16 protein-coding genes are annotated in these 20,897 nt (G+C 44.0%); 9 read left to right on the top strand and 7 right to left on the bottom strand.

The features are described 5' to 3' along the window. The first annotated feature begins 100 nt into the window (after positions 1-100). The 6 genes from rimP to rpsO all read left to right on the top strand — a co-directional run bounded on the left by rimP (position 101) and on the right by rpsO (position 6,612). Positions 101-559: a ribosome maturation factor RimP gene (rimP, locus tag ACYX4N_RS12725; RefSeq protein ID WP_476054275.1), complete on the top strand. Its 459-nt coding sequence runs from the start codon at positions 101-103 to the stop codon at positions 557-559. 45 nt (positions 560-604) lie between these two features. After that, positions 605-2,101, top strand: a complete 1,497-nt coding sequence (gene nusA, locus ACYX4N_RS12720) for a transcription termination factor NusA (RefSeq protein ID WP_476054274.1) — start codon at positions 605-607, stop codon at positions 2,099-2,101. Between the two features lie 24 nt (positions 2,102-2,125). Then, on the top strand, positions 2,126-4,732 hold the full coding sequence (gene infB / locus ACYX4N_RS12715; protein WP_474856108.1) for a translation initiation factor IF-2: 2,607 nt from the start codon (positions 2,126-2,128) through the stop codon (positions 4,730-4,732). Between the two features lie 113 nt (positions 4,733-4,845). Next, positions 4,846-5,247, top strand: coding sequence for a 30S ribosome-binding factor RbfA (gene rbfA / locus ACYX4N_RS12710; RefSeq protein ID WP_118495169.1), 402 nt, complete (start codon positions 4,846-4,848; stop codon positions 5,245-5,247). After that, positions 5,248-6,219, top strand: a complete 972-nt coding sequence (gene truB / locus ACYX4N_RS12705) for a tRNA pseudouridine(55) synthase TruB (RefSeq protein ID WP_476054273.1) — start codon at positions 5,248-5,250, stop codon at positions 6,217-6,219. Positions 6,220-6,342: 123 nt separating this feature from the next. Continuing rightward, positions 6,343-6,612, top strand: a complete 270-nt coding sequence (rpsO, locus tag ACYX4N_RS12700; protein WP_012518257.1) for a 30S ribosomal protein S15 — start codon at positions 6,343-6,345, stop codon at positions 6,610-6,612. A 95-nt stretch (positions 6,613-6,707) separates the two neighbouring features. On the opposite strand, the gene ACYX4N_RS12695 is transcribed toward rpsO, so the two are convergent. From ACYX4N_RS12695 to ACYX4N_RS12675, 5 genes are all read right to left on the bottom strand, one after another. Next, the gene (locus ACYX4N_RS12695; protein WP_476054272.1) at positions 6,708-7,538 is read right to left on the bottom strand and encodes a GGDEF domain-containing protein; all 831 of its coding nucleotides are present in this window, start codon (positions 7,536-7,538) and stop codon (positions 6,708-6,710) included. A 110-nt stretch (positions 7,539-7,648) separates the two neighbouring features. Then, positions 7,649-9,070, bottom strand: coding sequence for an MHYT domain-containing protein (locus ACYX4N_RS12690; protein WP_476054271.1), 1,422 nt, complete (start codon positions 9,068-9,070; stop codon positions 7,649-7,651). A gap of 49 nt (positions 9,071-9,119) precedes the next feature. Further along, positions 9,120-9,878 (bottom strand): 23S rRNA pseudouridine(2604) synthase RluF, encoded by a 759-nt coding sequence (gene rluF, locus ACYX4N_RS12685; protein WP_476054270.1) that lies wholly within the window; start codon positions 9,876-9,878, stop codon positions 9,120-9,122. Positions 9,879-10,035: 157 nt separating this feature from the next. After that, the gene (locus ACYX4N_RS12680) at positions 10,036-10,842 is read right to left on the bottom strand and encodes a hypothetical protein (protein WP_474856116.1); all 807 of its coding nucleotides are present in this window, start codon (positions 10,840-10,842) and stop codon (positions 10,036-10,038) included. Between the two features lie 206 nt (positions 10,843-11,048). Then, positions 11,049-12,605: a carbon-nitrogen hydrolase family protein gene (locus ACYX4N_RS12675; protein ID WP_118495164.1), complete on the bottom strand. Its 1,557-nt coding sequence runs from the start codon at positions 12,603-12,605 to the stop codon at positions 11,049-11,051. Between the two features lie 408 nt (positions 12,606-13,013). Here ACYX4N_RS12675 and ACYX4N_RS12670 point away from each other — a divergent pair, with 408 nt between their 5' ends. Both ACYX4N_RS12670 and ACYX4N_RS12665 read left to right on the top strand, forming a co-directional pair. Continuing rightward, positions 13,014-13,685: a 2OG-Fe(II) oxygenase gene (locus tag ACYX4N_RS12670; RefSeq protein ID WP_476054269.1), complete on the top strand. Its 672-nt coding sequence runs from the start codon at positions 13,014-13,016 to the stop codon at positions 13,683-13,685. 225 nt (positions 13,686-13,910) lie between these two features. After that, positions 13,911-15,596 (top strand): response regulator, encoded by a 1,686-nt coding sequence (locus tag ACYX4N_RS12665; RefSeq protein WP_476054268.1) that lies wholly within the window; start codon positions 13,911-13,913, stop codon positions 15,594-15,596. A gap of 170 nt (positions 15,597-15,766) precedes the next feature. Here the strand turns inward: ACYX4N_RS12665 and ACYX4N_RS12660 are convergent, their stop codons facing one another. Both ACYX4N_RS12660 and ACYX4N_RS12655 read right to left on the bottom strand, forming a co-directional pair. Next, positions 15,767-18,349 carry an ExeM/NucH family extracellular endonuclease gene (locus ACYX4N_RS12660; protein ID WP_476054267.1) on the bottom strand — a complete coding sequence of 861 codons (2,583 nt, stop codon included), beginning with the start codon at positions 18,347-18,349 and terminating at the stop codon, positions 15,767-15,769. A gap of 319 nt (positions 18,350-18,668) precedes the next feature. Further along, a complete protein-coding gene (locus ACYX4N_RS12655; protein WP_476054266.1) occupies positions 18,669-19,997 on the bottom strand; it encodes a DUF2252 family protein in 1,329 nt (442 codons plus the stop codon). 300 nt (positions 19,998-20,297) lie between these two features. On the opposite strand from ACYX4N_RS12655, the gene ahpC reads away from it, so the two are divergent. Beyond that, positions 20,298-20,855 carry an alkyl hydroperoxide reductase subunit C gene (ahpC, locus tag ACYX4N_RS12650; protein WP_461851522.1) on the top strand — a complete coding sequence of 186 codons (558 nt, stop codon included), beginning with the start codon at positions 20,298-20,300 and terminating at the stop codon, positions 20,853-20,855. The last annotated feature ends 42 nt before the right edge of the window (positions 20,856-20,897 follow it).

Here is a 20,897-nt window from a genome sequence, read left to right as displayed (position 1 = left end):
GTCCGGGGCTTTTTGTTGTATTAAAACCTGGAGTCAGCCTCGCTGAGCCGGGTGATGACAGGTGGGCTTTAGGCCCTTTTTTCGTTTTTGGAGGTTTGCATTGGCAAAACTTGAAGAGAAACTAACCGAAATGCTAGAGCCAGGTGTAGAAGCACTGGGCTTTGAATTGGTTGGTATCGAGTTTGTACGAGCGGGGAAGCATTCAATTCTTCGCGTTTTTATTGATCATGAAAACGGTATTACCGTAGATGATTGTGCAGATGTAAGTCATCAGGTTAGCGCAATTTTGGATGTTGAAGATCCAATTAGCACTGAATATAACCTTGAAGTGTCATCACCAGGTATGGACAGGCCGCTTTTCAAAGAAAAGCATTACATCGAGGCTGTAGGTGAAGTGGTTCAAGTTCGTTTGTCTATACCAATGGACGACAGACGTAATTTTAAAGGCAAAGTACTTGCGTGTGAAAACGGCATCGTAAGTATTGAAGTGGATGGCCAGCAGTTCCAGTTAGCTGTGGCGAATATCGAAAAAGGTAACGTTGTTCCCACGTTCGATTAACGGAACAGCTCTGCTTTCATCGACGAAAGCATAAGAGAGGCGAAAATGAATAAAGAAATTTTGTTAGTGGCGGAAGCCGTTTCAAATGAAAAACAAGTGCCTAGAGAGAAAATTTTTGAAGCGCTAGAGTATGCAATCGCTAGTGCAACCAAAAAGAAAAACGAAGGCGAAATTGAAGTTCGTGTAAGTATCGACAGAACGTCTGGTGACTTTGATACATTCCGTCGCTGGTTGGTTATCCCAGATGATCAAGAGCAAGAAAATCCATTTGCTGAAATTACGTTTTCTGCGGCGCAAATCGACGAGCCAGAGATACAACTTGGCGATTATGTGGAAGAACAGATTGAATCTATCAAATTCGACCGCATAACTACGCAAACCGCTAAGCAAGTTATCGTACAAAAAGTACGTGAAGCTGAGCGTCAGCAAATGATTGCTGAGTACGAAGACAAAGTGGGTGAGCTGGTTACGGGTACGGTTAAGAAAGTAAACCGCGACAATATCATAATTGATTTGGGTAATAACGCAGAAGGCGTTATCTACCGCGATGATATGCTTCCTCGTGAAACTTTCCGTCCAGGTGACCGTGTACGTGGTCTTCTTTACGTTATTCGTCCAGAAGCACGCGGTGCACAGCTATTTATTAGCCGTACTCACCCAGACATGCTAGTTGAACTATTCCGCTTGGAAGTGCCTGAAATTGCAGAAGAGACGCTAGAAATTAAATCTGCGGCTCGCGATCCAGGTTCACGTGCGAAGATTGCCGTTAAAACTAATGACAAGCGCTTAGACCCAGTTGGTGCGTGTGTGGGTATGCGTGGTTCACGCGTACAAGCTGTATCAGGCGAACTTGGCGGTGAACGTGTTGATATCGTGCTTTGGGATGAGAACCCGGCGCAATTCGTTATCAACGCAATGGCTCCCGCTGAGGTTGCGTCAATTGTTGTTGACGAAGACAGCAACAGCATGGACGTAGCGGTTGAAGCGGACAATCTAGCACAGGCAATTGGCCGTAGTGGTCAAAACGTTCGCCTAGCTAGCCAGCTAACAGGCTGGGAACTTAACGTGATGACGGTTGAAGACCTCAACAAGAAGCACGAAGAAGAAAACGCGAAGGTACTTGATCTATTTACTGCTGGTTTGGACATTGACGAAGAGTTTGCGTCTGTGTTGGTAGATGAAGGCTTTACAACGCTAGAAGAAGTGGCATACGTGCCAGCAAGTGAGCTTCTAGCGGTTGAAGGGTTAGATGAAGAAATGGTTGAAGAGCTGCGCAACAGAGCGCGTGCTTTCTTAACCACGCGTGCACTAGCGAATGAAGAATCGCTTGAAGGTGCAGAGCCTACAGAAGCCTTATTAAATCTTGAAGGTATGAGTAAACACGTGGCCTATGTGTTGGCCAGCCGCGGTGTTACCGACCTGGAAGAATTAGCAGAACAAGGTACCGATGATATCAGTGATATCGATGAACTAGACGAAGAGAAAGCCGGTGCGTTAATCATGGCGGCTCGTAATATCGTATGGTTCAGTGAAGAAGAGTAAGGTCAACAGGGGGAAAATTACGTAATGGCAGATGTATCTATTGAAAAGCTCGCCAGCGACATTGGTACGACCGTTGACCGATTGGTTGGCCAGTTTAAAGACGCGGGTATCTCTAAGAGTGCCGGCGAACAGGTAAACGAAGACGAGAAACAGAAACTATTGGATCATTTAAGTAAGCAACACGGCAGCGCAGCTGAACCAACGCGTATGACACTTAAGCGTAAGACAACGAGCACATTAAGTGTTGGTAAGTCTAAAGAAGTGAAAGTGGAAGTACGCAAGAAGCGCACATACGTTAAGCGCAGCGACGTTGAAGAACAACAACGTCAAGCGGAAGAAGAAGCGAAGCGTCTTGAAGAAGAGGCACGTTTGAAGCGCGAAGCAGAAGAGAAAGCAGCAGCAGAAGCAAAGAAAGCCGCTGAAGAAAAAGCGCGTAAAGCAGAAGAAGCGAAGAAAGCCGCTGATGAAGAGCGTGCACGTCGTGCGGAGCAAGCTAAGAAAGAAGCTGAAGCCCGTAAAGCAGACGAGCCAGAGCTAACTGAAGCTGAAAAAGCGGAAGCAGAAGCTGCGCGTCAGGAAGAAGAGCGCCTGCGTAAAGCACAGGAAGAAGAAGCGCAGAAGAAGCTTGAAGAAGACGCGAAGAAGGCGGCTGACGAAGCGCGTAAACTTGCTGAAGAAAACGAGCGTCGCTGGAAAGAAGAAGAAGAGCGTCGTAAGAAAGCAGAAGCTGAAGAAGTTCACTTGCACTCTAACCGCTATGCTCAAGAAGCAGAAGACGAAGAAGACATGCAGGTTGAGCGTTCTTCACGTCGTCGTCGCAAGTCTAAGAAAAACGCTGGTGAGCATCTTAAGCAAGGCTTTAACAAGCCTGCAGCACCAGTAGAGCGCGTTGTTAAGCTTGGCGCAACCATCACAGTTGGTGAGCTGGCAAGTAAACTTGCTATTAAGTCTAACGAAGTTATCAAAACGATGATGAAGATGGGCGAAATGGCTACCATCAACCAAGTACTAGACCAAGACACTGCGGTACTTGTTATCGAAGAGATGGGTCACAAGTACGAGCTTGTAAATGACAATGCGCTTGAAGATGAGTTGCTAGCAGATGGCACAGATGGCGAGAAATCGACACGTGCTCCTGTTGTTACCATCATGGGTCACGTTGACCACGGTAAAACATCATTGCTTGACTACATTCGCCGTGCAAAAGTAGCAGACGGTGAAGCGGGTGGTATTACTCAGCATATTGGTGCTTACAAAGTACAAACAGATAACGGAGAAATCACCTTCCTCGATACGCCTGGACACGCCGCGTTTACTGCAATGCGTGCTCGTGGTGCTACGGCGACGGATATCGTTATTCTTGTTGTTGCTGCAGATGACGGCGTAATGCCGCAAACGAAAGAAGCGGTACAGCACGCCCGTGCTGCTGGTGTACCTCTTATCGTTGCAGTGAACAAGATGGATAAAGAAACAGCTGATCCAGACCGCGTTAAAACTGAGCTATCTCAACTTGAAGTTATCTCAGAAGAGTGGGGCGGTGAACACCAGTTCTGTAACGTTTCTGCGAAAACGGGTATGGGTGTTGATGAGCTTCTTGATGCTATCGTGCTTCAGGCAGAACTACTTGACCTTAAAGCGGTAGCTGAAGGCTCTGGTCGCGGTATCGTTATCGAATCTCGTCTTGATAAAGGTCGTGGTCCGGTAGCGTCAGTACTCGTTCAGGAAGGTCAACTACTTGCTGGTGACATTCTACTTTGTGGTGAAGAGTACGGCCGTGTTCGTGCAATGCGCGACGAAAACGGTAAAGAGATTAAGGTTGCAGGACCTTCAACGCCGGTAGAAGTACTTGGTCTTTCAGGTGTTCCAGTAGCGGGCGAAGATGCCGCAGTTGTTAAAGACGAACGTAAAGCACGTGAAGTAGCAGCGAAGCGTCATCAGAAGAAACGTGAACTTAAACTTGCTCGTCAGCAAAAAGCGAAACTTGAAAATATGTTTGCGAACATGGAATCAGGTGACGTTAGCGAACTTAACATCGTACTTAAGGCTGACGTACAGGGCTCTGTAGAAGCGATTTCTGAGTCACTGGTTAAGCTTTCAACTTCTGAAGTTAAAGTTAATATTGTAGGTAGTGGTGTAGGTGGAATCACCGAAACTGACGCGACCCTTGCGGCTGCATCAGGCGCTATCGTACTAGGCTTTAACGTTCGTGCCGATGCAACAGCGCGTCGCGTACTAGAAGCTGAAGAAATTGACCTACGTTACTACAGCGTTATCTACCACCTAATTGACGAAGTGAAAGCGGCCATGAGCGGTATGCTTGCTCCAGAGTTCAAGCAGGAAATCATTGGTCTTGCCGAAGTACGTGACGTATTTAAGTCACCGAAACTGGGCGCAATTGCAGGCTGTATGGTTACAGAAGGTAACGTTAAGCGTAGCAACCCAATCCGTGTACTTCGTGAAAACGTAGTAATTTACGAAGGTGAATTAGAATCACTACGTCGCTTTAAAGACGACGTACAAGAAGTACGTAACGGTATGGAATGTGGTATCGGCGTTAAGAACTATAACGATGTGAAAGTAGGCGACCAAATTGAGGTCTTCGAAATCGTTGAGGTTAAACGCGAAATTTAATTGCCTTAGTTAATTCGGCATGTGAAAAACGGGGGCCGAGTGCTCCCGTTTTTGTCTGTATAAAGTAAACAGCCTCAAGCATGCCCTACGTTAAATAAGGAAAGGAGAGTACAATGGCTCGTGAATTTTCACGTACCGACAGAGTCGCTCAGCAAGTTCATAAAGAAGTAGCGAGCATTCTGCAAAACGAATACAAACACCGCGTAGGCGATATGCCTTTAATCACGGTTTCTGATGTAGATGTATCGCGCGACCTAGCTCACGCTAAAATCTTCGTGACTATCTACAACAGCACTGAAGAAGAAGGCAAAGCGCAAATTAAGCAGCTAGCCGAATACAAAAAGTTCATTCGCAGTATTCTTGCAAAACGTATTCGCATGCGCTCAGTACCTGATCTTCACTTCTTTGAAGATAAGTCGATTGTTGAAGGTATGCGTATTTCTAATCTTGTGTCACAGACCATCGCTAAAGATGAGTCGAAGCGCGATGAAGACGATTCACAAGAGCAGGAGTAGATGGCAAGACGTCGTAAGGGCCGTGACATTAACGGCATAGTATTGCTTGATAAACCACTTGGTGGGTCATCAAACCAGCTATTACAGAAAGTACGCTGGCTATATAAGGCGGCCAAAGCGGGCCATACAGGTGCGCTTGACCCGCTAGCTAGCGGTATGCTGCCGCTGTGTTTGGGGGAAGCGACCAAATTTTCACAGTTTCTTTTGGATGCGGAAAAGACCTACGAGGTTACGGCACAACTTGGCGTTCGCACAACCACGTCTGACGCCGACGGTGAAGTGGTAGAAGAGAAGCCCGTTGAAGTCACGGAAGAGCAAGTACGCAATGCTTGCTTAGCTTTTTTAGGTAAAAGTAAGCAGATCCCTTCTATGTTTTCTGCGCTTAAGCATCAAGGTAAGCCGCTTTATCATTATGCGCGTCAAGGCATAGAGATTGAACGTGAACCCCGTGATATTGAAGTGTATGAACTGGACATACTGCGAATCGAACTGCCTTATGTCGATATGCGCATCAAGTGTAGCAAAGGTACTTATATTCGCTCTATCGTAGACGACCTAGGACAGAACCTGGGTTGTGGCGCTTATGTGACCCGCTTACATCGCACCGAAGTTGCTGACTATCCTACGGATAAAATGGTGTCGCTGGATAAGTTAATTGAAATTCAGGAGTCGCTAGAAGACGGTGACTTCAAAGCGCTTGATGACTTGCTTATTCCTATGGATACCGCTGTAAGTCGTCTACCGTTTGTGACAATTAACGACGCCGAAAGAAATCGCTTTGACAATGGCCAATCGGTTAAAGGCATGTGCAGTGAAGCACTTCGTGAAGGGACATCCTACCGGGTTTACCACGGCGTGGATACAAATGGTATTTTCCTTGGCGTTGGAGAAGGGGTGCTTGACCCAAAAGATCAAGGCATACCTAAACAAGAAGTGTTTGTTAACCCTAAGCGCCGGGTTGTTTATCCATAGACGTAGCGCCTATAAATAAAGATGGTTTATGGCTTGCTAAGTGTGTAAACGTCATTATAATACTGCGCTCATTCCGCTTTGCTGAATTAGTGATCGGCGAAGCATAAATTTTAGGAGAATGATATGTCACTAACTAAAGCAGAAACCGCGAAAATCATTGCTGAGTACGGCGTAAAAGAAGGCGACACTGGTTCACCAGAAGTTCAAGTAGCTTTGCTTACTCACAACATCAACAAGCTTCAAGGTCACTTTGCTGATCATAAGAAAGATCACCACTCTCGTCGTGGTCTTCTACGTATGGTTAGCCAACGTCGTAAGCTTCTAGACTACCTTAAAGGCAAGAACGCTGAGCGTTACCTTGACCTAATCAAGCGTCTAGGTCTACGTCGATAAGACTAGGTTTCAAGAAAAGCGCCCATTGGGCGCTTTTTTTTCATCCGTTTTTTACTTAAGAGATACTCTCCTTCGAACTAGGCTAATCTGCAATTTCAACTTTCCTTTGAACGTTGCTTCTTATCTTCATACATCCTTTCATCGGCAATATGAATAAGTTCTTCTAACATTTTTCCCTCTGATGGATAGCTTGCATGCCCAATACTTACCCCTATGTTGAATGTCCCTTGAGTGGTAGTAATAGGCTGAGTCAGTGTCTTAAATAGCCGCGTCGTTATCCTCCCTATATCGTATTCTTTACTAAGTTCAGTGACGACGACAATAAACTCATCACCACCAACACGCGCAGCAATATCGTATGAGCGGCATAAGGCTTTTAGTCTTTGTGCAAGCTCTACAAGTACTTCATCACCTAGAGCATGACCATATTCATCGTTGATTGGTTTGAAACGGTTTAGATCGAGATAAAATAGGGTACAAAATTTTGCGTTCCTTTCTAGCCTGGGAAGTTCATTGCGCATATAAGTAGATAAAGCTCGTCTATTAGCAAGTCCGGTAAGTGTGTCGCTATTAGCAAGCTTTTTAATTTTTTGCTCGGCTTCTATTTGCTCAGTAATATCAACGTTAATACCGAACATCTTACTACCTTCAACGCGGCCGTATGCTTTGACGTGACGATACTGCTCATTTAAGGTTAAAATTCTATACGTTGCTTCGAAAGAGGATTTTTCTAATACCGCCTTCTCAATTTTTTTCTTTACGCCATCGATATCACTAGTATGGACGGTGTTTTCCCAATCACTAAAAAGGCCACTAAAACGATTTTGGGATATATTGTAAATTTTGTGCATCCACTCGTCCCAAATAAGAAGGTTAGTTCGGATGTCCCATTCCCATACTCCAATACGAGCAGCGTCCGCAGCCATAGACATTCTGTGATTAAGCGTCTTAAGTTCGTACTGGGTTTCACGCCATTTAGTTACATCTTCAGAAAGGGATAAAATAAACTGTGCGTCACCGTAACTATCACCTATGACTATTTTTTTGTGTGCAAGTAGCGCACTTTGCCGCCAATATTAAGTCGGTATTCATGGGCGTTTTGCTTCTTGGAACTTAACAGTAATTGCTTATCATCACTAACAAATGCCTTAGCTTCTTTTTCTTCAAATATATCAAAATCAGACAGCCCAATTAACGATGCTTTATCAATACCCAATAGCTCACTTCCTGCATCGTTAACATGCGTAATAGAAAGGGTCTTAGCGTTTTTTACTAGCAACATATTGGGCAGGGCGTCAAACACGGTTTGCGCAAAGACTTCTTGGTTTTTTACATCCGATAGGTCTTTAATAGTACACATATAAGCGACATGGTTTCCCGGCAACTGTTTAACTTTCAGAGAAAGAGGAAACACTTTGCCATTTTTTCTTATGCCGTCTAACGTAAATGGGGCGCTATGCGCAACGCTGTTATTTGCCCCTTTCTTTAAGCTAACAATTAGTGATTCACTAGTATGTTCAGAAGGACTAATAAGTTCTCTTATATGCACCGACTGCGTGGTAAGGGTAAGGTCACTCAAGCCGAACATGTTTAACGCCACAGGATTTGCAAACTCGACCAAGCCCGAATTATCGAAGGTGATAACGCCATCTTGTACGGTGTTTAATACGGCGTTGTATCGCTCAAGCAATAAAGTTCGTGTGCGAAGTTCAATAAATACCAAGATAGCAAATGCAAATAGCATGACCATTAGCATGACTAAATAAACTAGGTTCTTGGTTTCAGGCTCTTGCAGTATTTTAGTCTCTGGAAGGGCATAGACATGCATAGACAGCATTCCGGTATAGTGCATGCCGGAAATAGCGGACCCCATGATGATTGCTGGTACTATTTGCTTTGTAATGCGAAGCTGCGCAGTAGTCACATATTCATGGGTTTTTAATGCAATGCCGGCCAATCCCACAGCAACCACAATCGAAAGGGAGAAATACCAACCATTGTAAGCCATAGCGGCGTCCATCTGCATCGCCAGCATGCCGATGTAGTGCATACTGCCTATGCCGACCCCCATATAAATACTGCGAAGCCATAGCGCATTTGCCTTGTAAGGCAATTTGCCCATAACAACAATGCTTGCGAGGATCGCAGGGAATACGGATAGCAAAGTAATAAAAGGGTCGTAAGAGACCACAAGCGGAAGTTGATAAGCAAGCATGCCAACAAAGTGCATGGACCAGATTCCAAAGCCCAAAAAGCATGCAGATGCCAGCGACCAAAAAGCCCGCTCGTTTTGCATTTCCGTTTGCGCCATCTTAGCCGCAAGCACGAAAGAAATTAGCGATGCTGATATGGCAATAAGAACGGAAACGAGTACGAAAAATACATCGTAGGTAGCTAAAATTTCAGTGTTAGGAGGAAAATCTGCTACTGAAAAAAAATGATAATGTCCGTGTTCCAAAACGTAATAATGCTAAATTAGATACTACTACTAAATGTAGTAGTTCCACCTATTTACGCAACTCTACTTTCTCTGCTGTCTTGGTTGATGAACGAACGGCGTTTTGCATCGTCTTTAATTCTTGAGCTGTTAAGTTTCGCCATTGACCTGGTTTTAGTGACCCGAGTTCTAGATGCATAATGCGTGTGCGTTTAAGTTTAGTCACCTCATAGCCTAAGAATTCACACATTCTGCGTATTTGGCGATTAAGCCCCTGGGTAAGAATAATAGTAAACTTGTTTTTGCCGGTCGGTTTAACAACACATGGCTTTGTCACCGTACCTAAAATGGGCACGCCGCGCGACATACGCTTCACAAACCGTTCACTAATAGGCTGGTTAACCGTTACTTCATACTCTTTGTCGTGGGCATTTTCAGCGCGCAAAATTTTATTTACGATATCGCCATCGCTGGTGAGTATGATGAGTCCTTCAGAAGGCTTATCAAGCCTACCTACGGGAAATATACGTGCTTTATGACCGATAGCGTCAATAATATTGCCTTTAACATGGCGTTCGGTAGTACAGGTTATGCCTATAGGTTTGTTGTATACAATATAAACCCTATCTGATTTGTCCTTCGCTACCGCACCTACCACCTTGCCATCAACTTTGACAATATCGCCGGCACCAATTTTAGTGCCAAGCTCTGGTGGTTTGTTATTTACCGTAACGCGCTTTTGCTCAATGAGTTTATCCGCTTCTCGGCGCGAACATAGGCCTGTGTCACTAATATATTTATTTAAACGTTTAGGCGCTTGGTCACTCATTGCGCAGTATGTCCTGTCTTATTTCGTCGAAGGCGGTAATGGTATCACGACAAAAAAGAAAGGGGCGATTAACCCCTTTCTTTTTTCTGTATTTATCTGGTATTGCTATGTCGTACTGTTTGTCTTGAAAACAACACGCCAAACAATGGAAGGTAATTTAACTGCCAGCAGGTGAGGGAGGTGAGCCCGCACCACCACTGGCACTGCCACTTGATACTACTTTTGTGGCGATGTCGCGGATCTCGTTTTCTAGACTGGTAATGCGTCCAGATAACGTTGTGTTGCGCTGCTCCAATACTGACAGTTTATCGGTAAGATTACGCACACGCTGCTGAGCGCTTTGTTTATCGCTTGTGGCTTGTTCTAGTTGAACATTTACAGCAAGTAGCTCATCAGCCAATGATGCCAGCTGATTTTTAACAGAACCGATTGCAGCAGCTTGGCTTTTTACGTCGTCAGAAACGGCGCTGACATTTTTATTCAGTGCAGTTTGAACATTGCTAACACGTTCGCCAAGGTCAGCGATTTCCTTTTGATTGCGACGCCATGCTGAAGCCCAAAGCTTGTCCATTTGCTCCCACAATTCGTTAGTCTTGTTCGACAATTCGGTAACTTTGACTTGTAAGGCAACCGTCGATTCGCCGATTTCCTCGCCTGTCGCAGAAAGCTTATTTTCTAACTGCATAATGCGCTTTTCGGCTTGCTCAGCCACAGCCTTTTGTTGCTCAAGCATAGTGTACAAGTAGTAACAACCACCACATGCCGCTAAGGCAATTAAGGCAACTAAAACAACCCAGACTCCGTTACCGCCACTACTATTTGAAGGCTGGCGGTTAGTTGAAGGAGAAGGTGAGGGCGTGGTCGCCTTTGTCGGGGCCGCTTGCCTTTTAGTCTGATAATCTCGACGGTCTTCTTCATCCAATCTAATGGTTGGAAACTCATCGTTTTTCGAATTATTTGCCATAGTAAATTAATAATCTCTTTATGTAGCGCTCTCTTGATGACGTTAAAACGTTTTATCTTAAAGAGAGCCCATTATTCTTTGCGCGCAGTTTCATGTTATCGCTAAATCGAAGTAAATTCTATGGCTTATGTAGAATGCTAACTTTTCATAAGCCAAAGAAGCTGGAATTTGTCTTACCCCAGCATTTTTCATTGATAGAAACAGGGTTAGTTTTTATCGCCAATCCATTCAACCCGATAAAGATCACGGCGTCGGTCTAGGTAATTTCGCACCGAGCCCTCATTTTGCAGCTTAGTGAGCTTGTCGAGATCTAAGTCCACGATAAGCGTCATCTCTGTATTGGGTGTCGTCTCAGACACTATGGCATCATGGGGGAACGCGAAATCACTGGGTGAAAATACCGCAGTCTGACCATACTGAATATCCACGTTATCTACCTTAGGCAAATTACCGACGCTACCCGCAATAGCTACATAACATTCATTCTCGATGGCCCTTGCCTGTGCACAGCGGCGAACCCGTAAATAACCATTTTTTGTGTCTGTCCAAAATGGCACAAATAAAATCTGCATCTCTTGGTCAGAAAGAATGCGCGCCAGTTCTGGAAATTCCACGTCGTAACAAATTAAAACGCCGATTTTCCCGAAATCGGTATCAAAAGTCTTAAGACTATTTCCACCCTTCATAATCCAGTCTTCTTTTTCATGAGGGGTTGGATGAAGTTTGTATTGGCTTTCAATCGTTCCGTCTCGCTTACATATGTAGCTAACGTTATACAGCTGTTCCTCTTCTACCACCGGCATAGATCCGGCAATAATCGTAATATTGTACGATACGGCTAAATGAGAGACGGCAGTTAAAATTTCATCGGTATAGGTGGCTAAGTGCCAAATGGCGTCAATCGATGAATCGGACGGACTTAGGCCCATAAGCGGCGCGTTGAAAAACTCAGGGAATAAGGCCACATCGCACGAATAGTCAGAAAGTGCGTCAACGAAGTATTCAACCTGCTGAAGCAGCTCTTCTACATTGTTGAAATAGCGCATCTGCCACTGAATACATCCTATGCGCGCACTCGATTTTCTGCTTGCGATTAACGAAGGCGTGCCCGGCTCGTAATAAATGTTATGCCATTGAAGTAATGTGGCATATCCCTTTGATGCTTCATCTTCTGGGAGGTATGCAGTCATTACTTGCTTTACTTCAAAGCCGTTTGACAGCTGAAACGTTAAAATCGGGTCGTAAATATCCTTGAGCTTTACTTGCTCGATGTACTCATAAGGCGACAATTCATTCGCATAGTTTCTATAATTGGGAATGCGACCCCCAGCCATAATTGATTTTAAATTTAAGTTTCTACACAACTCTTTTCGTGCTTCGTATAACCGTCTACCTAAACGAAGACCGCGGTATTCTGGGCAAACAATAACTTCAACGCCGTAAAGCACATCACCGTTTGGATCGTGAGTTGTGAGATAGGCATCACCGGTTATTTCATCGTAACTATGCTTATCACCAAACTGGTCGTAATCGACAATGACTGAAATGGCGAAGGCAACCACTTTGCCTTTATCTTCAATACATATCTGTCCTTCAGGAAACGTGGTGACTTGTGCTTTGTAGTTAGAGTAAGGCCAAGCGCCGCCAACGTTTGCGTATACCTTGTCCATCAACCCTTTTACATCGTTATAGTCGTCCAGTCTTAAGTTTCTTAAGTCTAGATGGTGTTCCGTTTCTTCTATTTGTGTCTGGTCTTGACTCATGGGTTACTCTTTTTGCTAATGCTTTTGATAAATACTTCTGACAAATACTTTTGATACGTACAGTGTGTATATTTCTACTTAAACGCCTTGTAATGGTTTTTTCAACTGTTAAATGTAGTCCTCGTGTTCTTTCGGTAAAGGCGAAGATAACAATTGAAGGGTGAGCTCTCTTTAGCGGAGCTTACTCGTACACTGATATAAAAGATTAGCAAGAAACGTGCGAATTCTTTAGCCACCCAAACGATAAATAATTTTTCTTTTATCGACAAAAAAATAGCGCGAAGAATGTGCGATCATTCAATTGCCACAAGGCTCAACGCCGCGTATAAGTTCGCTACTTTTTTTTTACGTCCACACCTTCCTAATAATTTAACGATTAGTTAACTGCCCATAGGTAAAAAGAGTTTGATGAATAGAGAACAACTTGCGTCGTATCAGCCTCTACACGTTTTTGATGAAGCCATATTTGAAAACATCGTTGACGACTTAGTCACTACAGGCTTTTCTATTCAAAAGAATGGTTTACCTGATTTTATTACACAAGCACTTTTGACTTGCCAGCGTAAAATCTCCGAAGCCGAATATAGAAAAGCGGGCATTGGTCGCGCAGAGAATTATCACAAGGCTGAAAAAGTGAGAGGGGACGAAATTTGCTGGATTACCGGTTCTTCTGAGGAAGGCGCCCTGTGGCTGTCATGGTGTGAAGCTATGCAGCAATATATAAACCGTTCGCTTTTTATGGGGCTTTTTTCGTTTGAAAGTCATTTTGCTTGTTATGAACCGGGTAAATTTTACAAGCGCCATGTAGATGCGTTTAAAGGTCAGGGCAATAGGGTGCTATCACTTGTTGCTTATCTAAACGAAAGCTGGCAGGAGACTGATGGCGGTGAATTAGTGCTGTATTCGGATGACAATGACCAAATAGGAACAAAAGTCCTACCAGCAAAAGGAACATTCGTTGTGTTTCTTAGTGAAGCATTCCCTCATGAAGTTTTGCCAGCAGTAAGAACGCGCCATTCTGTTGCGGGATGGTACAGAGTAAACGGTAGTGTTAATGACAGCATCGACCCACCGCGCTAGTATCCAAAAACTCATACTTATGTATAATATGAATTTGCTATATATCTGTTGTGATAAAACCGTACTTGAAATTCGAGTAGTTCGAGTAGTCCGTAAAGCTTAGTGATTAGTAAACAGGCTTTGTATTTGATGGCAACTTCACAACGATAGCATAGTGTTGTCCACAATAGGCCGTCTTGACGCTATTGTGTCGCTTAGGGAAAAGATGTAAGAAGTGATTGGCTAATGCTGGAAAAAATACCTGCCCCCACCCCAAGAGAAGAGCTACATGTGCTGGTTATCGATAACCAGGGGCTAGTTCACGATGTTGTTGCTTCAGCATTACAGGAAATAGGGATCAAAAACGTTAGTAGTGCATTCAACGCGTTCCATGCCAAGAGATTATGTGAGGCAAGGCAGTATGACTTTGTATTACTAGCGTTTAACGTAAGTCACGATAAAGATGGCTTTCATCTTTTTGAAGAACTTAAGCACCTCAACCACATTAACGATACCACAACGGTTATTTTTCTTAGTGCCGAGACATCGCCTGAGCTTGTTAACTGTATTGTAGAACTGCAGCCGGATGATTTTTGGGTTAAACCATTACAGCGCAATAAGATTGAAGCGCGCTTAGAATACCTAATACAAGTTCGCTTGAAACTGCATAAAATGCTGCATTGCATGCATGCTGGCGACTATTCAACGGCGATGTATTATGCTGAGCGACAACTAAAAGATCCCTCGCTTTCAGAGTACCACACCAGAATAAAACGCCTTATTGGTGACTGTTTATTGCAGTTACGGGACTATGAAACAGCAGAGGATTACTTTAGAACACTATTGCAGAGCATGGATCACGCTTGGATTCATATTGGTCTTACGCGCTCATTGTTACGCCAAGATGAACTAGAAGAAGCGCAGTTGCTGGTTGATGATCTGCTTCAGCGGCCCGATACGCGCTTCTTAACTTTTGATTTGCTCGCACAATATTTTATTGAAAAAGAGCAGTTTGATATTGCGTACGAGCAAATGAAAGAGGCAAGTCGGCTTGCGCCCCGTAATATTGAGCGAAACAAGCGCTTGTGGGACCTAGCCAGGCTCAACCATGATAAAGCTGGCCAACTCTCTGCGGTGCAGAATATGGCTAAGTTTGCCAAAAATTCTATTCATGACTCCCCTCAACTTACGCTCAATGTTATTCGCTCTACCATTGATTTGGCTACAAGCTTAGGAAACGCTGAAGGTGACAAGTACCTTAAACGCGCCGAAAGTGAGCTTGATGAGCTTAGGCAGCAGAAAGGTATGCAGAATCAGCTTGCTGAGCAAATGGATGTGGTTAAGTCCCGAGTACTATGTCTTAGAGACGAGAAACGCGAGGCTGAAAAGTTAATGAAGGATCGCTCAGCGTCTACTGATGGACTGTCAATGGAAGATAGTTTAGATAAGATGAAAGCCTTCCATGAACTGGGCATGCGTGAACACTGTGTTAGTATTTTAGATAAACTGAGAAAGCAGATAGAAGGTGATACTTTTACCTCACAAGTGGTTAATGAGTATCTGAATCAAGAGTCTATTGAGCGTACCGAGATTCAGTTTACTACTAAAGAGCTTAAGCAGATGGCGGCTGTAAATTACAAAGAAAATCGCCTTATTCCCGCTTATAACAATTTAAGACAGGCCTTGACCTTGTCACCCAAAGACAAACAGATCGCGTTAAGCCTGCTTAAAGTCATTACTCAAATGCACCTAGACAGTGGTCTTAGTGAAGAACAAATGAACTCTGCGCAGCGTGCCGCCAAATTACTCTGTTCTGAAGAGTTATCGGCGACCCAAGCGGAAAAACGGGATCAGTATATCGCTCGAATTGGCATTGAAGTGGATGATACCAATGCGGCGGATTTAGTCGGCGTGGTTGTCGCTAAAGCGTAGTTTGGAATGTTGTCCGTTTTTAAAGCTTGCGAAGCTACTATAAAGGGCTAGATAAAAGTTTAAACGCCGCTAATCATGTACACACAACGGCAAAATGAAAACATAAAAAAAGCTGCCTTGAATTTCAAGGCAGCTTTTTTATTTTAAGAAGGGTTTAATCCTTTCTTCTGTTATTTTTTAGCAACAGTAGCACGACGGCGAAAGCCAATTGCTGCGGCTAACAGAGCAAGAATTCCTCCCATTGAGCCACCTGAGCTGTCGTTATCGTCTTCTTCATCGTCAACTACATCCGCTTGTAGATCGAAAGTTGCAACAAACGGGTCATGGTCTGAACTTCTGAATGGACCCACATCAGTGAACGCGTAGCCGTCTTCATCAGCATAATAACGAAGCGCTTGGTCGTACTGTAGCTGGTAGGCTTCAACTGAGTTGATATTCCAGTGAGCACCATCAATAGCGTCTTCAAGCATGGCTTCACTTGCTAGTACGTGGTCTAAACTACCTACTTGCTCTGTACCATAGAACCAATACGAGAAGCCTTCTGCATCAAATTCTTCAGCTAAATTGTGATAGCCGAAGCTAGATTCAACTTCAACAGAAGCGCCCTCGTCCATTTCTGTATTTACCGCAGTAGTTATGGTGTATCCGCGAGCTTCAGGTGTATAGTCGGTAAGTACAGCAACAGGATCTTCAGCACTGTACGCGTTCAAGTCGCCTAAGATTATCTTACGCTCTGGCAGATTTTCATCGCTTAAAGCATTACCTAATGTGACGGCTGCCGATACGCGAAACGCGTTACAGCTACCCTGAATTGTAGTAATTTCAGACGGCTCTTCGGCAATGTCTTCAGCGCACTGCGAACCCTTAGACTTAAAGTGGTTCACTGATACTAGGAACGACTTTTCACTTTCAGTGTGTACAAAAGATTGAAGAAGGCTAGGGCGCATTTGTGCAAGACTATCTTCGTCAATTTGTTGTACTGGCATATCAACAATAATAGCGTCGCCTTCTGGTGTTACTACAGAAGCTTTGTATAGCAGGCCTACAGTGATAGCATCTGTACCAACTTCGCTACCATCGCTAGTGGCAATAAATGAGTACTGTTCAGTTTCACCTAGCTCTGCATTAATAGCATTAACTAGTGCCTGAATAGCGCTATCTTCACCGAAACCATCGTTTTCAATTTCCATTAGGCCAACAACGTCAGCATTAAGGTTAACAATAGCTTCTACGATCCGACCTTGTTGCAATTCAAACGCTACTGCGTCATCTGCACCACGGTTTTCGTCATAATCGAAGGTTACATCGCCGTTAGCGTCCACTTCACCGTTGAAGTAGTTAAGCACGTTGAAAGTTGCAATTGATAAGTTGCCTTCTGTTACAACAGGGTTCGCTTCACGGGTTGAAGTGACTTCAATAATGTCTCTAGGGTTAATTCTATAAGTACCAAAGCTGTAGTTTAGTGGACCTGCAGCAGAAACCGAATCACCAATGCGAATAGCATTAGCGTAGCTGAAAGTAGGGAAGAAACTCAAAGCATCTGGGTACTGAGAACTGCTGTTATCTTCAATTGTAAGCAGGCTTGTTTCGCTTGCTTCAACAGCGGCTGTGTAAGCATCTGACAATGGCGCTGCCACATCGCTTGGTTGGCGTTTAATTGTGTCACTAACAACGATTTCGCCATAGCGCCAAAGGTTGTTCGTGCTTGTTACTGTCGCGTCAGTCACGCTAACAACCATACCTTCAACCGATTCAAGGTCAAGTTCGTACGGCATAGCAATCTCTACCGCCGCAACAGCATCAGTTGCACCACAATCAAGTGCAGCAACATCGCTATCCATGGCAAGGGTCGTCATGCCGTAGTTTTCTTCGACTTCACCGTAAAGGCGTACTAGGTTGCCAGTTTCAACTTCAACACTGCCGTCTACGAACAAACCTTCAGATGTGTTTTCATCACCGTCGTGATCCGCTGCTTCTTCTTGTATAAAGAAACCATCAGCACGGGTGCCAGTAACGATAGCTTCGACAATATGGCTATTGCCAACTTCAGCAGAGCTACTTTCGCTGCCTTGAATTGCACTTATTAGTGTTGCATCATCGCCGCACATTCCTAGCTCAATGGCAGGCTCTTCTGGTTCTTCAATAACTTCACCACCGCCTTCAGTGGTGAAGGTGCCGGTAGGGAAGGGGCTGGCTGCATCTGCATTTGTGGTTGAACCGTCAAGCGCGTCAACACCACTGTAAGTCCAGTTAGACGCTTCAAAACTGCCGCCATTAGCCGTTTGGCCCGACGTACGGTATGCCCAACCATCTAAGTATTCCCATGCGGTGCCGCTGCCGTCGGTGTTGATATCACCAAACGTATCAATAACGCTGCCATCTTTGAAAAGCTCTATAGCATCGTCACCATTAATTCCTAATTCAGATGTATCGTAGTCTGGTGCAGAGCCGAAAAATGCGGTAAACCCATCAATTTCTGATGCTACGTAGATGTAAGAGCCAGCGCTTGCAGACGTGCCAGCTGGGAAGGTGAACTCTTCTCCATCTGTTCCACCACCGTTGTTCGCTGCACCAATACCATAGGTAGATAAGTCTGCAATATCGTTAACAACGAAAAGTTCTACAGCTTTTGGAACACCGCCACTTAATGGCCCGTCAATAACACCACTAATAACTAAATCGTTGGCTTGAATAGCGGTAGAAGAAAGTGCAGAGATTATTCCTGCAGATAGTAAAGTTAATGATGTTCTCACGTCATTTTCCCTTTGTAGTTTCATTATTTTTTAAATCACAGGTACTAGTATTTTTGTTGTAAAGTCTGAATGAGCAGAGCACCCTGTGACGAGCAATTTTCGTATTGCTTGTTCTACCGTAGGGAAGTTTATGATTAATAGAAATAACTTAATCTTATTCAAGCTGTTTTTAAAATAGCTTAAGTAAATCAACAGCATAGGAGGTATAAGTAAACTTACTTATACTGTTAAATCACTTTTGTAGCCTTACCTAACCTTTAAATAACGCTATAGCCATTTTATGAGCGCGAATTACGTTTTTATTACATCAAGCTTCGTTTTAGTTTGATTCGAGGTGACGGGAGAATAAAGCGTGATCATCAACGACTTGATCTGCATAAAGATTTGCTATTTTCACAAGCAAGTCTCTTGATTGAGAAAAGGCATTTGAGGCTGATTGGGCAAACCGCGTGCTTCTTCTATCTCCACGGCAATGCGCCAGTGCCAAGCTATAACCGCATAGTTGTGCGAAATATTCAAAGCCCCCGTTAAGGGCCTTATTGCCCATTGCAATATCTTGAGGATCAATACCCACTTTAGCGTGATGTCTTGAGCGAATTAAATAATGAGCGTCCCTAAATTTTACCTCATCAAGAACAAGGTCCGGCTTTCTTTGCATTCGTCGTTGGCAACGTGCGGTAAGGTGGGCAGCGTTCAGACGATTGACAGGGTTAATGGTAGGGAAATAATGAATAGGTGCAGCAACGCGCTGTTGTTTAACTTCTACAATATGACAATGCGCAAAGCTCGTTTCGTTATGCGGTTTAGACGGCCCGACTAAAAAGTAATAGCGCGCCATATTTACGGAACCAGTTCCTGCGTTCAGGCGTTTAACAATATCAACGATAGAATCGTCCATGTAAGGAGCAAACGCGTCGTGTAATGTTTTATACTCGTCTTCGCTCAGAGGGGCGAACTTTTCACTGTTGGGTTTAAAGCCCAGCGTCGTGCCATTAAAACTCACCGCTTTAGCAAGCGCACTTTTAACCGTAAAGTCTTCACCGCCAGCACTACGGGCTTTTGCTTTTTTGTAAAGCTTTGTTAGCTTACTCGGCACATTAGCGGGACTATAGTCTATCGCCTCGTTTAGCACTTTGGCATTCTTTACTGCTCGGTCGCAGGTGTGCGCGTATTCCTTTAGAAATGCATTTTGTGCACTAATAACTTGCTGATGAGTAACTACGGGTTTAGTAATATCGATATCTTCCCCAGAATACTTACCTTCCACTATACCGCTACAGTGTAGCTGAGCAAGACGCAATGAGGTGAGGTAGCGAAGTATGTCCCAGTGTGCTTTGCCCACACATGCATCATCAAAATCATTGGGAGAAAAAATTACTGTATCTCCGTGAGAGCCTTCTTCGGTAAGAAAACCAAAATTAGAAGTATGACAGTCGCCCATCACGCTGGTAAGTGGTATAGAGTCGCATTCTTTGGGAAAATTAATCAGGCCCGCTTTGATATCTGCGTAGAATAACTGAGCGCTGCCTCGATAAAATACAAAGGGGCTGGTAGCCATCTTTATATGTTTTGGCAAGCTTCGCGATGGTTTGTGATTATCAATACGCTCAATTTCTTCTGAAATGAGGTGAATTCGGGTATTTGTCATATGTTCCTCACACTGCTTGTATTAAAGCTATAAACAGGGTTGTGTCGCGTGCCGATTAGCTAATTGATTCTATTTTCATCGTTCAATTCAATAACCTGATTAAGCGATTCATATTTACTAATTAGTTTTTTTAAGTGATGCGCGCTATTCTTATCACCAGTTTCGAGAGACATAGATTTCGCAACAAGTGAATATCTTCACAAAACTGCAAAACCATGTCGACAAAATAAACGTAAAGTTTGTATCCGTATGCATTAAGCATCTGGAAAATTTAAACCAAATGGAGAATTAAACATGGCATTGATTAATACTGCTATCAAACCTTTTAAAGCGACTGCATTTAAAGACGGCGAATTCGTAGACGTAAGCAGCGAAGACATCAAAGGTAAATGGGCAGTTTTCGTATTTTACCCAGCTGACTTCACATTTGTTTGCCCAACTGAGCTTGGCGACATCGCTGATAAGTACGAAGAACTTCAGTCTCGTGGCGTAGAAGTATTCTCAGTATCTACTGACACACACTTCACTCACAAAGCATGGCACGATTCTTCAGACACGATCAACAAGATCAAGTTTGCAATGATCGGCGACCCTACTGGCGAAATCACGCGTAACTTCGATTGTATGCGCGAAACTATGGGTCTTGCTGACCGTGCAACATTCGTTGTTGACCCAGAAGGTATCGTACAAGCAATGGAAATCACCTCTGAAGGTATTGGCCGTGACGCAGACGACCTAGTACGTAAAGTTAAAGCTGCTCAATATGTAGCAAACAACCCAGGTGAAGTTTGCCCAGCAAAATGGAAAGAAGGTGAAGAAACACTTGCACCTTCTCTTGACCTTGTAGGCAAAATCTAAGCAGCACCGCTTAGTGCCTAGCACAACAGGATAAACGTTAGT

This window comes from Alteromonas sp. ABH4_452 (assembly GCF_056311825.1).
This window is presented reverse-complemented; position numbering and strand designations above follow the sequence as displayed.

Bases quoted from the DNA above. Each gene is read 5' to 3' on its own strand.
- infB (WP_474856108.1), top strand. From the start codon at position 2,126: ATGGCAGATGTATCTATTGAAAAGCTCGCCAGCGACATTGGTACGACC.
- ACYX4N_RS12675 (WP_118495164.1), bottom strand. From the start codon at position 12,605: ATGAGTCAAGACCAGACACAAATAGAAGAAACGGAACACCATCTAGAC.
- truB (WP_476054273.1), top strand. From the start codon at position 5,248: ATGGCAAGACGTCGTAAGGGCCGTGACATTAACGGCATAGTATTGCTT.
- ACYX4N_RS12670 (WP_476054269.1), top strand. From the start codon at position 13,014: ATGAATAGAGAACAACTTGCGTCGTATCAGCCTCTACACGTTTTTGAT.
- ACYX4N_RS12680 (WP_474856116.1), bottom strand. From the start codon at position 10,842: ATGGCAAATAATTCGAAAAACGATGAGTTTCCAACCATTAGATTGGAT.
- rbfA (WP_118495169.1), top strand. From the start codon at position 4,846: ATGGCTCGTGAATTTTCACGTACCGACAGAGTCGCTCAGCAAGTTCAT.
- rpsO (WP_012518257.1), top strand. From the start codon at position 6,343: ATGTCACTAACTAAAGCAGAAACCGCGAAAATCATTGCTGAGTACGGC.
- nusA (WP_476054274.1), top strand. From the start codon at position 605: ATGAATAAAGAAATTTTGTTAGTGGCGGAAGCCGTTTCAAATGAAAAA.
- ACYX4N_RS12665 (WP_476054268.1), top strand. From the start codon at position 13,911: ATGCTGGAAAAAATACCTGCCCCCACCCCAAGAGAAGAGCTACATGTG.
- rluF (WP_476054270.1), bottom strand. From the start codon at position 9,878: ATGAGTGACCAAGCGCCTAAACGTTTAAATAAATATATTAGTGACACA.
- ACYX4N_RS12655 (WP_476054266.1), bottom strand. From the start codon at position 19,997: ATGACAAATACCCGAATTCACCTCATTTCAGAAGAAATTGAGCGTATT.
- ACYX4N_RS12695 (WP_476054272.1), bottom strand. From the start codon at position 7,538: ATGGCTGCGGACGCTGCTCGTATTGGAGTATGGGAATGGGACATCCGA.